The sequence below is a fragment of the Streptomyces sp. NPDC102278 genome, from assembly GCF_044766345.1.
In the GTDB taxonomy this organism is placed as follows: Bacteria; Actinomycetota; Actinomycetes; order Streptomycetales; family Streptomycetaceae; genus Streptomyces.
The window spans coordinates 308,989-320,708 of record NZ_JBIWLV010000001.1 but is presented as its reverse complement, the minus strand read 5'-3'; the positions used below and the strand labels follow the sequence as shown (position 1 = coordinate 320,708).

Below are 11,720 nucleotides of genomic sequence, written 5' to 3'. Positions count from 1 at the left end.
TGCCGGGAGCTTCGTCGTCGCCTGACCGGCCGGGTCGTCAGCTGTCAGGCGTCCAGACGGCTTCCCGGAGCGAGCCGAACGGCATGTCCGGACGCTGTGAGTAGGCCTTCCAGTCGTCGTACGCACCGCTTCCCGCCAAGCGGATGCCGAAGAAGTTCCGCGGGTCGGCGAACAGGTGCGACGAGTGCTCGAATTCGAACTCGATGCACTTGACGAGTTCCTCGGAAGGGCGCCGGCCGTCGCTGACGAGACATCGGATCCGGGTGAGCGCGAAGGAGGACACGTCCTCATCGAGGAAGAGTCGGCCATAGGAGCTCATGGCGAACTCTTCGTCGTCGTCAAGATTCGCGGGACGTTCGGGGCGTCCCACGACCTGGAAGGTCAAGAAGTCCTCTGAACCGGGAACATCGATGCGTACGTAGTCGCTCTGCCTCACCAGGTAGAACGTCCTGAGTCTTCGCGCTCCACCGCCCCGCGACGCACCGAGGGCGGCACCCCGGTGTGGATCGGGGTGCCGCCCTCGGTCTCTGTGCGGCAGAGTCGCGCGACGGGTCGCGCCGTGCGGGTCAGGCGCGGGAGTCGTCGCCGCCCAGGTGGTGGACGCGGACCATGTTGGTCGTGCCCGGGACGCCGGGAGGGGAGCCGGCCGTGATGATCATCGAGTCGCCCGGGTGGTAGCGGTTGAGCTTCAGCAGCTCCGCGTCCACGAGGTCGACCATCGCGTCGGTGTTGTCCACGTGCGGGACCACGTACGACTCGACGCCCCAGCTCAGCGTGAGCTGATTGCGGGTGCCGGTGTCGGTGGTGAAGGCCAGGATCGGCTGGCACGCGCGGTAGCGCGACAGGCGGCGGGCCGTGTCGCCGGACTGGGTGAAGGCGACGAGCGCCTTCGCGTCGAGGAAGTCGGCGATCTCGCAGGCCGCGCGGGCGACGGCGCCGCCCTGGGTGCGGGGCTTCTTGCCCGGGACCAGCGGCTGGAGGCCCTTGGAGAGCAGCTCCTCCTCGGCCGCCGTGACGATCTTCGACATCGTCTTGACGGTCTCGATCGGGTAGGCGCCCACCGAGGATTCGGCGGACAGCATGACCGCGTCAGCGCCGTCGAGGATGGCGTTGGCGACGTCGGAGGCCTCGGCGCGCGTCGGGCGCGAGTTGGTGATCATCGACTCCATCATCTGGGTCGCGACGATCACCGGCTTGGCGTTGCGGCGGCACATCTCGATGAGCCGCTTCTGGACCATCGGGACCTTTTCGAGCGGGTACTCGACGGCCAGGTCGCCACGGGCCACCATGACGGCGTCGAAGGCGTCCACCACGGCCGCCATGTTCTCGACGGCCTGGGGCTTCTCCACCTTGGCGATGACGGGGACCCGACGGCCGACCTCGTCCATGACCTTGTGGACGTCCTTGACGTCGTTGGCGTCGCGGACGAAGGACAGGGCGACCATGTCGCAGCCCATCCGCAGCGCGAAGCGCAGGTCGTCGACGTCCTTCTCCGACAGGGCGGGGACGTTGACCGCGGCACCCGGCAGGTTGATGCCCTTGTGGTCCGAGATGACACCGCCCTCGATGACGATGGTCTTGACCTTGGAGCCCTCGACCGCGGTCACCCGCAGCTCGACGTTGCCGTCGTTGATCAGGATCGGGTCGCCCTGGGAGACGTCGCCCGGGAGGCCCTTGTAGGTGGTTCCGCAGATGGACTTGTCGCCCGGGACGTCCTCGGTGGTGATGGTGAACTCGTCACCGCGCACCAGCTCGACGGGACCCTCGGCGAAGGTCTCCAGGCGGATCTTGGGACCTTGGAGGTCGGCGAGGACGCCGACGGCACGCCCGGTGTCCTCGGAGACCTTCCGGACGCGGTCGTACCGCTCCTGGTGTTCCGCCTGGGATCCGTGGCTGAAGTTGAATCGGGCCACGTTCATGCCTGCCTCGATGAGCGCTTTCAGCTGCTCATACGAGTCGACGGCGGGGCCCAGGGTGCAGACGATTTTGGAACGGCGCATGAAGCGGATCCTATCCGGTTTGTTTCGCAGCGGAATATTCCGTCTGGTGGAAAGTCCAAGTGACTACTGAGTAACCAGCGCGTACGTCTGGGCGGCGATCTCCAGTTCCTCGTCCGTCGGGACCACGACCACGGCCACCCGGGCGTACTCCGTCGAGATCAGGCGCGGCTCGCAGGAGCGCGCCGCATTGGCCTCCAGGTCGAGCGCGAGGCCCAGTTCGGCCAGCCCGTCGACCGCGGCCTCCCGGACCTGGTGGGCGTTCTCGCCCACCCCCGCCGTGAACGCCACCGCGTCCACCCGGCCGAGCACGGCCGAGTAGGCGCCGATGTACTTCTTCAGACGGTGGACGTAGGCGGCGAAGGCGGTCGCCGCCGCCTCGTCGCCCTCGCCCGCGCGCCGCAGCACCTCGCGCATGTCGTTGTCGCCGCACATGCCCAGCAGACCGCTCTTCTTGTTCAGGAGCGAATCGATCTCATCCACCGAGAGGCCGCCTACCCGCGCCAGGTGGAAGATCACGGCCGGATCCAGGTCGCCGGACCGGGTTCCCATGACCAGACCCTCCAGCGGGGTCAGCCCCATGGAGGTCTCCACGCACACCCCGCCCCGCACCGCCGAGGCCGAGGCGCCGTTGCCCAGGTGCAGCACGATCACGTTCACGTCCTCCACCGGCCTGCCGAGGAGCTCCGCCGTGGCCCGCGAGACGTAGGCGTGGGAGGTGCCGTGGAAGCCGTACCGCCGGATGGAGTACTTGTCCGCCGTCGCGGCGTCGATCGCGTACCGGGCCACGTGCTCCGGCATCGTCGAGTGGAAGGCGGTGTCGAAGACCGCCACCTGCGGCAGGTCGCCGCGCAGCGAGCGGGCCACCTCGATGCCGGTCACGTTCGCCGGATTGTGCAGCGGGGCGAGCGGGATCAGGCTGCGGATCTCCGCCAGCACCTCGTCGTCGATCACCGTCGGGCGGGTGAACCTGGTCCCGCCGTGCACGACCCGGTGCCCCACGGCCGCGAGTTCGGGGGAGTCCAGCCCCAGGCCGTCGGCGGCCAGCTCCTCGGCCACCGCCCGCAGGGCGGTCTCGTGGTCGGCGATCGCGCCCACCCGCTCGCGCTTGCCGCCGGCGGCGCCGGGGCCGGTGAGCGGTTCGTGGACCAGCCGCGAGGTCTCCTCCCCGATCCGCTCCACCAGCCCGACGGCGAGACGGCCGGAGTCCGCCATGTCGAGGAGCTGGTACTTCACCGACGAGGAGCCGGAGTTGAGGACGAGTACGCGCGATGCGGTCACGGATGCGGTGCCTTCTCGTGTGTGGGGGTCGGGGGTGCCGGCGCGCGGGATCAGCCGGCGGACTGCTTCGTCTGGGCCTGGATCGCGGTGATCGCCACCGTGGTGACGATGTCCTGCACGAGGGCGCCGCGCGAGAGGTCGTTGACCGGCTTGCGCAGACCCTGGAGGACCGGACCGACCGCGACGGCGCCCGCCGAGCGCTGTACGGCCTTGTACGTGTTGTTGCCCGTGTTGAGGTCGGGGAAGATCAGCACGCTCGCGCGGCCGGCCACCTCCGACTCGGGCAGTTTGGTCGCGGCGACCGAGGGTTCCACGGCGGCGTCGTACTGGATCGGACCCTCGATCAGCAGGTCGGGGTGACGCTCGCGGACGATCTCGGTGGCCTTGCGGACCTTGTCGACGTCCGCTCCGGAGCCGGAGGTGCCGGTGGAGTACGAGAGCATCGCGATCCTCGGCTCGACGCCGAAGGCGGCGGCGGTGGCGGCGGACTGGACGGCGATGTCCGCGAGCTGCTCGGCGCCCGGGTCCGGGTTGACCGCGCAGTCCCCGTAGACGAGGACCTTGTCGGCCAGGCACATGAAGAAGACCGAGGACACGATGGAGGCGTCGGGCTTGGTCTTGATGATCTCGAAGGCGGGGCGGATGGTCGCGGCGGTGGAGTGCACCGAACCGGAGACCATGCCGTCGGCCAGGCCCTCCTGGACCATCAGGGTGCCGAAGTAGTTGACGTCGGTGACCACGTCGTGGGCCAGCTCGACGGTCATGCCCTTGTGGGCGCGTACCTGGGCGTAGTACTCGGCGAATCGTTCCCGCAGGGGAGAGGTCGCCGGGTCGATCAGCTGGGCACCCGAGATGTCGATGCCCAGGTCGGCGGCCTTCTTCAGGATCGCCGGCTCCTCGCCGAGCAGGGTCAGGTCACAGACCCCGCGCCGCAGCACCACGTCCGCCGCGCGCAGCACGCGCTCCTCGGTGCCCTCGGGCAGCACCACGCGGCGGCGCTCGGAGCGGGCCCGCTCCAGCAGCTCGTGCTCGAACATCATCGGGGTGACGCGCTCGGAGCGTGCCACCGACAGCAGGTCGCGCAGTTCGGCGGTGTCCACGTGCCGCTCGAACAGGCCGAGCGCGGTCTCCAGCTTGCGGGGGGTCGCCGAGTTCAACCGGCTCTGCAGCGAGAAGAGTTCGGCGGCCGTGGGGAAGCTGTTGCCGGCGACCGAGACCACCGGGGTGCCCGGAGCGAGCTTCGAGGCCAGCGCCAGGACGGCCGGCGTCGGCCGCTCGTTGAGCGTCAGCAACACGCCGGCGATCGGCGGGGTGCCGGAGGTGTGCGCGGCCAGCGCGCCGACGACCAGGTCGGAGCGGTCCCCGGGGGTGACCACCAGGCAGCCGGGGGTCAGCGCGTTGAGGAAGTTCGGCAGCATCGCGCCGCCGAAGACGAAGTCCACCGCGTCGCGCGCCAGCCCGGCCTCGTCGCCCAGCAGCACCTCGCCGCCGAGCGCCCGGGTGATCTCGGCGACGGTCGGCGCGGAGAGCGACTTGTCGTCCGGCAGCACGTAGCAGGGCACCGGCATCCGGGCGGCCAGGCGCTCGGCGATGTGGTCCCGGTCCTCGGCCGCCACCCGGTTGACGACCATCGCCACGACGTGACAGCCCAGGCTCTCGTACGCCCGGTAGGCGTTGCGGGTCTCGGCGCGCACGGCCTCGGCGGGGTGCTTGGTACCACCCACGACGGGCACGACCACGGCCCCCAGCTCGTTGGCGAGACGGGCGTTCAACGCGAGCTCGTCCGGGAGGTTGGTGTCGGCGTAGTCGGTGCCGAGGACGAGCATGACCTCGTAGTCCCGGGCCACCCGGTGGTAGCGGTCGACGAGCCGGGAGACCAGTTCGTCGGTACCCTTCTCGGCCTGGATGGCCCAAGCCTCGTGGTACTCCATGCCGTAGGCCGTCGTCGCGTCCTGGTCGATCCGGTAGCGGGCCTTCAACAGGTCGAAGAGTCGGTCCGGGGCGTCGTGCAGCAACGGACGGTAGACACCGACCCGGGCTGTCTGGCGGGTCAGCAGCTCCATGATTCCCAGCTCGACGACCTGCCGGCCATCCCCCCGCTCGATACCGGTCACGTACACGCTGCGCGTCACGCGTGCTCTCCGTCCATGTGTCGCCGCGGCGCGGTACCTGGGCGCCGCGCGCGGATCTCCGAGTCGGTTGCCCCGGTTGGTATGGGCTTGACCTCTTGACAATACCTCTGCGGGCAGATAGGTCGCCCACCGGAAAAAAGCCCTGTCCAGGGGGGCCGAAAGGCCCACCGGGGGTAGTGGCGCGAAGAGCGACCCACCCCCGGCCCGTGGAACAATCGGACAGGCTTCATCAATACGCCCTTCATATGTACGGCCGTCCGCCCGCACGCGTACGGCCAGGTACGACCAGGAGCAGGAGACACAGCACGATGCGTATCGGAGTTCTCACCGCAGGCGGCGACTGCCCGGGCCTCAACGCTGTCATCCGGTCGGTCGTACACCGCGCCGTCGTCGGCCACGGAGACGAGGTCATCGGCTTCGAGGACGGTTTCAAGGGCCTCCTCGACGGCAACTTCCGCCCGCTCGACATCAACGCGGTCAGCGGCATTCTCGCGCGCGGCGGCACGATTCTCGGCTCAGCGCGCATGGAGCGGGCGCGCCTGCACGAAGCGGCCGAGAACGCCGGCGAACTGGCGACGCGCTACGGCATCGACGCGCTCATCCCGATCGGCGGCGAGGGCACCCTCACCGCCGCCCGGATGCTGTCGGACGCCGGGATGCCCGTCGTCGGCGTGCCGAAGACCATCGACAACGACATCTCCTCCACGGACCGCACCTTCGGCTTCGACACCGCCGTCATGGTCGCGACCGAGGCCATCGACCGCCTCAAGACGACCGCCGAGTCCCACCAGCGCGTGATGGTCGTCGAGGTCATGGGCCGGCACGCCGGCTGGATCGCCCTGGAGTCCGGCATGGCCGGCGGCGCCCACGGGATCTGCCTGCCGGAGCGCCCCTTCGAGGTGGACGCGCTGGTGAAGATGGTGGAGGAGCGCTTCGCCCGCGGCAAGAAGTTCGCCGTCATCTGCGTCGCCGAGGGCGCGCACCCCGCCGAGGGCTCCATGCCGTACGAGAAGGGCGCCATCGACGCGTACGGTCACGAGCGCTTCGCCGGCATCGGCAACCGCCTCGCGGTCGAACTGGAGCGGCGCCTGGGCAAGGAGGCCCGCCCGGTCATCCTCGGCCACGTCCAGCGCGGCGGTACCCCGACCGCGTACGACCGGGTGCTCGCCACCCGCTTCGGCTGGCACGCCGTCGAGGCCGTCCACCGTGGCGAGTACGGCAACATGACCGCGCTGCGCGGCACCGACATCGTGATGGCCCCGCTGGCGCACGCCGTCACCGAGCTCAAGACGGTCCCGGAGGACCGCATGTACGAGGCCGAGTCCGTCTTCTGACCGATGACCGGGACCAGTGACCGGGGTCGGTGACCGGGCCCCACGACCGGGCCCCCACGACCGGGCCCCCGCGACCGGGGGCCACATCCCGACTTCCCGCGCCGAACGGCCCCGTCGCGTCCCGCCGCGGACCGGCCGGGGTCGTTCGGCACCTGCCCGCCCGACCCGCCCGGAACGCGTCCTATTCCGCGCCGCCGGCGATCGCCCAGAAGCGGTTCACGATGTCCGTGAGGTACTCCCGGCCGGAATCCCCCGTCCCGGCCGTGCCCTCGCCGCCGCCCCAGCTCAGGGTGGCGACCATGCGGGACTGGTACTCGCCGTGCAGCCGCTCCAGTACCCGCTCCAGGTGCGCCTTCGGCACCGGCAGCATCTTGGACAGCGGCTTCCCGTAGGCCTGCCAGCGTGTGGTGACCGCGCTGCGCAGCAGGTCGGCCAGTTCCTCGTGTTTGCCGGTCGCCGTCACGAACTGGGCCAGGGTCAGCCCCAGCGTGGAGGCGAGGGCGGCGGACTGCCGCTCGTTGCCCTTCCAGCGGCCGGTGTCCTCCATCTTCTGGTAGGAGTTCGTCTCCAACCCGATGCGCCGGGCCAGCTCCTCGGCGGCCATCCCCTTGGCCATCCGATGTTCCCGCAGGCTGATCGGCTCGGCGATGAGTTCCCCGGGGGAACACCACAGCACGCCGGCGAGGGCCGTGAGCTCGGTGGAAGTGGGTGAGACCTCGCCCCGCTCCCAGGCCATCACGGTTTCGGGCGCGACATTCAGGCCGTACTGGGCGCGCAGGCCATAAGCGACGTGGCCGGGCGCCATGCCCAGGGCCGCGCGCAGACGATGCGCGGCGGGGGCATTGAAGGGGGGGCTGGAGTGCACAAGCACACCGTAGGAGTGGCCAAGGTGTGACGACTACAGACCATTCAAACAAGCTGATAACTCGTAGGAAAGTCCTATGGAATTCGAGGCTTTATGCCGGTTTCCTGGCGACTGTCCGGTAATCGGAGCCGTCGGAAGATCCATTGTCAGCGTACGGATTCAGCCACTCCATTTCACCGCTACTCCCGGATCGGTGAAGTGATCCCCGTCACAAGGCGTGAACCGGCCACGCGGCCGATCCGTGATTCCTTTCGGGGCCCTCGCGCACGGGGGTGGCGAGGGCCCCGAAAGAGCGTCCCTACGGCCTGAACCACACCGTCGCCATCGGCGGCAGCGTCAGCCGCAGACTGGCCGGCCGCCCCTGGGCCGGAACCGGATCGGGCCGCAGCGGCTGGAGGTGCCGGACGCCGCTGCCGCCGTACCGCTCCTCGTCGGTGTTCAGGACCTCCCGCCACAGCGGGACCTCCTCCGGCACCCCGAGCCGGTAGCCGTGCCGCACCACCGGCGAGAAGTTCGACACCGCCAGCAGCTGCGAACCGTCCTGGGCGAACCGCAGGAACGCGAAGACGTTGTCGTCCGCCGCGTCCGACTCCACCCAGGCGAATCCCTCCGGCACCGTGTCCCGCTCCCACAGCGCGGGCGCCGCCGTGTACGTCCGGTTCAGATCGCGCACCAGGTTGCGCACGCCGCGGTGGTCACCGGCCGCCGGATAGGACTCGTCGAGCACCCACCAGTCGGGCCCGTAGGCCTCGGACCACTCCGACCCCTGCGCGAACTCCTGCCCCATGAAGAGCAGTTGCTTGCCCGGGTGGGCCCACATGAAGCCCAGGTACGCGCGGTGCGCCGCCCGCTGCTGCCACCAGTCGCCGGGCATCTTCGACACCAGTGAGCGCTTGCCGTGCACCACCTCGTCGTGCGAGATCGGCAGCACGTAGTTCTCGCTGTACGCGTAGACCATCCCGAAGGTCATGTCGTGGTGGTGGTACTTGCGGTGCACCGGCTCCTTCGAGACGTACCGCAGCGTGTCGTGCATCCAACCCATGTTCCACTTCAGGCCGAAGCCCAGCCCGCCCGCGTCCGTCGGCCGGGTCACGCCCTCCCACGCCGTGGACTCCTCCGCGATCGTCATCACGCCCGGGCAGCGCCGGTACACCGTCGCGTTCATCTCCTGGAGCAGGGCCACCGCGTCCAGGTTCTCCCGGCCGCCGTGCTCGTTGGGCGTCCACTCGCCCTCTTCCCGCGAGTAGTCCAGGTAGAGCATCGAGGCGACCGCGTCCACCCGCAGGCCGTCCACGTGGAACTCCTGGCACCAGTACACCGCGTTCGCCACGAGGAAGTTGCGGACCTCCTTGCGCCCGTAGTCGAACTCCAGCGTCCCCCAGTCGGGGTGCGCCGCGCGCTGCGGGTCGTGGTGTTCGTACAGCGGCCGGCCGTCGAACTCGGCCAGGGCCCACTCGTCGCGCGGGAAGTGCGCGGGCACCCAGTCGACGATCACCCCGATACCGGCCCGGTGCAACGCGTCCACCAGGAAGCGGAAGTCGTCCGGGGTCCCCATCCGGGACGTCGGTGCGAAGTAACCGGTGACCTGGTAGCCCCAGGAACCGCCGAAGGGGTGCTCCGCGACGGGCATCAGCTCCACGTGCGTGAAGCCCAGTTCCTTGACGTACGCCGGGAGTTGCTCCGCGAGCTGCCGGTACGACAGGCCAGGCCGCCACGACGCCAGGTGCAGCTCGTACACGGACAGCGGCGCCTGGTGCGGCGGACGGACCCCGCGCGTGGCCATCCAGTCCGCGTCCTGCCACACGTGGTGCGAGGAGGTGACCACCGACGCGTTCGCCGGCGGGACCTCCGCGTGGCGCGCCATCGGGTCGGCGCGCACGGTGTGGCTGCCGTCCGGGCGCGTGATGTCGTACTTGTACATGGTGCCCTCGCCGATCCCCGGCAGGAACAGCTCCCACACCCCGGTCGAACCCAGCGAACGCATCGGGTACGCCACGGAGTCCCAGTACGAGAAGTCGCCGGTGACCCGCACCCCCTGGGCGTTCGGCGCCCACACCGTGAACCGGGTGCCGGCCACGCCCTGGTGCTCCATCGGCTCCGAGCCCAGCGCGGTCCACAGCTCCTCGTGCCGGCCCTCGCCGATCAGGTGCAGGTCCAACTCGCCGAGCGCCGGCAGGAACCGGTACGGGTCGTGGACCTCGATCTCGTCGTTGTCGTACGCCACCAACAGCCGGTACTCCGGCACGTCGGACAGGGGCAACAGACCGGAGAACAGCCCGTCCCCCTCGTCGAACAACTCGGCGCGCAGCCCCTTGCCGAGGACCGTCACCGCCTTCGCGTACGGGCGCAGCACCCGGAAGGCCACCCCGCCGCGCCGCGCCCGGGCGCCGAGCACCGCGTGCGGGTCGTGGTGACGGCCCTCCAGCAGCCGGGCGCGTTCCTCGCCCGCCAGCGCGGGCGCCGGCCGGGCCCCGTGAGGTGGCGCGGCCTTGCGGGCCCTTGGCGTGCGGGCCTTCCGAACAGGCTCGGGGGGGACCCCGGATTCGTCGCGGACGGTCGGTGACGGCTGTCGTGCGGCGCTCACGCGAGCGGCCTCCTCGGGGGCTTCGGATGGGGGGTGGTGGAGCCTGGGGTCGTCGGCGGGGTGACGGGGTGCCCCGGCCGGTGGGCGGGGCGCTGAGGTTCGGACAGCCGCCGGATCGCCGCCATCGGGACGTGCAGCCAGTCGGGGCGGTGCCGGGACTCGTAGCGGGCCTCGTACACCGCCTTGTCCGTCTCGTACGCGCGCAGCAGCACGGGGTCCTCGCGGGGGTCACGGCCGCTGGTGCGGGCGTAGCCCTCGCAGTACGCCGCCCGGCAGGCGTCCGCCCAGGCGGGGGCGAACGGCCGGTGGGAGCGGGCCGCGTAGTCGAAGGAACGCAGTATCCCGGCGATGTCCCGCACCGCCGGTTCGGGACGCCGCCGGTCGGCCAGCGGCCGGGCCGGCTCGCCCTCGAAGTCGATCAACGCCCAACTGCCCTCGACCGTGCGCAGGGTCTGCCCCAGGTGCAGGTCCCCGTGGATGCGCTGCGCGGACACCCCGCCGCCCCGCGAGGCGGCCAGGGCGTCGAAGGCGCCGCGCAGGCCCGCCTCGTACGGCCGCAGCGCGGGCACCTCCCGGGCGGTCGCGGCCAGTCGGGCCGTCATCCCGGCGGCGAGCCGGGCGGTCTGCTCGGGCCCCAGTGCCACGGTGGGCAGGGCGTCGGCCAGCGCGTTGTGCACCTCGGCGGTGGCCCGGCCCAGCGCGTGGGCCTCGGTGGTGAAGTCGGCCCCGGCGCCGAGCCGGCGCAGCGCGAGCTGCCACCCGTCGTCGGAGCCGCGCAGGTACGGCTGGAGCACACCCAGGGTCAACGGTTCGGCGCCCGGCAGTTCCGCCTCGTACCAGGCGACCGGCGCGGGCACCCGGGCGCAGCCCGCGGCGGCGAGCGCTCTGGGCAGTTCCAGGTCGGGGTTGACCCCCGGCCCCACCCGGCGGAACACCTTCAGGATGTACGAATCCCCGTAGATCAGCGAGGAGTTGGTCTGTTCCCCGGACAGGGGCCGGGGCGCCGGCGCGGCCGGGATCAGGGCTCCCGGGTCCCGCTCGAAGCGCAACGGGCCGAGGACGCCGGGGGAGCGCAATCGTTCCAGCAGCAGCGCCGCGAGCCGCGGATCGCCGAGTCCCTCGTAGACGGCCTGCCCGGCGTACGGCCCCTGTTCCGCGTGGCCGATCAGGGCGGGCGCGAGCGCCGGCGGCAGGTTCGGGCGTACTCCCAACAGCAGTTGGTAGCAGTCCGAACTGCCCTCGGCGTCCACGCCGACGAGTAGGTGGAGCAGCCCGGGGGAGGCCCCGGGTGGCAGGAGTTCGACGGCCGAGACCAGTCGCAGGCGCGTGATGGCGCGCCCCTTTCCGGCGAACCAGCGCTGCCTCGGAAGCCAGTTGCGCAGCATGGGTTCGAGCGGTCCGAGTGGGACCGCGGCCAGGCTGCCCTGGCGACTCCGGGCGGATGCAGCCTCCGACATGGCGTCGCGTCCTTTCCCCGGGCCGTCACAGAATGCGCAGAGTGTCCCGGATGGCGATGGTTGCTGTCCG

At 70.8% G+C, this 11,720-nt stretch carries 8 protein-coding genes; 1 reads left to right on the top strand and 7 read right to left on the bottom strand.

Annotation, left to right across the window (positions count from 1 at the left end; translation table 11 throughout):
• Positions 1–37 precede the first annotated feature (37 nt).
• The 4 genes from ACIRO3_RS01375 to pta all read right to left on the bottom strand — a co-directional run bounded on the left by ACIRO3_RS01375 (position 38) and on the right by pta (position 5,410).
• Positions 38–319 carry a hypothetical protein gene (locus ACIRO3_RS01375; protein WP_404131450.1) on the bottom strand — a complete coding sequence of 94 codons (282 nt, stop codon included), beginning with the start codon at positions 317–319 and terminating at the stop codon, positions 38–40.
• A 247-nt stretch (positions 320–566) separates the two neighbouring features.
• Positions 567–2,000 carry a pyruvate kinase gene (gene pyk, locus ACIRO3_RS01370; protein ID WP_351384229.1) on the bottom strand — a complete coding sequence of 478 codons (1,434 nt, stop codon included), beginning with the start codon at positions 1,998–2,000 and terminating at the stop codon, positions 567–569.
• A gap of 63 nt (positions 2,001–2,063) precedes the next feature.
• Entirely contained in the window at positions 2,064–3,278 is a 1,215-nt protein-coding gene (locus tag ACIRO3_RS01365; RefSeq protein ID WP_404131448.1) for an acetate kinase, read from the bottom strand.
• Positions 3,279–3,328: 50 nt separating this feature from the next.
• The gene (gene pta / locus ACIRO3_RS01360; protein ID WP_404131447.1) at positions 3,329–5,410 is read right to left on the bottom strand and encodes a phosphate acetyltransferase; all 2,082 of its coding nucleotides are present in this window, start codon (positions 5,408–5,410) and stop codon (positions 3,329–3,331) included.
• Between the two features lie 308 nt (positions 5,411–5,718).
• Here pta and ACIRO3_RS01355 point away from each other — a divergent pair, with 308 nt between their 5' ends.
• Entirely contained in the window at positions 5,719–6,744 is a 1,026-nt protein-coding gene (locus ACIRO3_RS01355; protein WP_361771295.1) for an ATP-dependent 6-phosphofructokinase, read from the top strand.
• Between the two features lie 181 nt (positions 6,745–6,925).
• On the opposite strand, the gene ACIRO3_RS01350 is transcribed toward ACIRO3_RS01355, so the two are convergent.
• From ACIRO3_RS01350 to ACIRO3_RS01340, 3 genes are all read right to left on the bottom strand, one after another.
• Complete coding sequence (locus tag ACIRO3_RS01350) at positions 6,926–7,615, bottom strand: XRE family transcriptional regulator (RefSeq protein ID WP_404131445.1); 690 nt, start codon at positions 7,613–7,615, stop codon at positions 6,926–6,928.
• 292 nt (positions 7,616–7,907) lie between these two features.
• The gene (glgB, locus tag ACIRO3_RS01345) at positions 7,908–10,193 is read right to left on the bottom strand and encodes a 1,4-alpha-glucan branching enzyme (RefSeq protein WP_404131443.1); all 2,286 of its coding nucleotides are present in this window, start codon (positions 10,191–10,193) and stop codon (positions 7,908–7,910) included.
• Entirely contained in the window at positions 10,190–11,650 is a 1,461-nt protein-coding gene (locus ACIRO3_RS01340; RefSeq protein ID WP_404131441.1) for a maltokinase, read from the bottom strand. The genes glgB and ACIRO3_RS01340 overlap by 4 nt, the downstream gene beginning before the upstream one ends.
• Between the last annotated feature and the right edge of the window lie 70 nt (positions 11,651–11,720).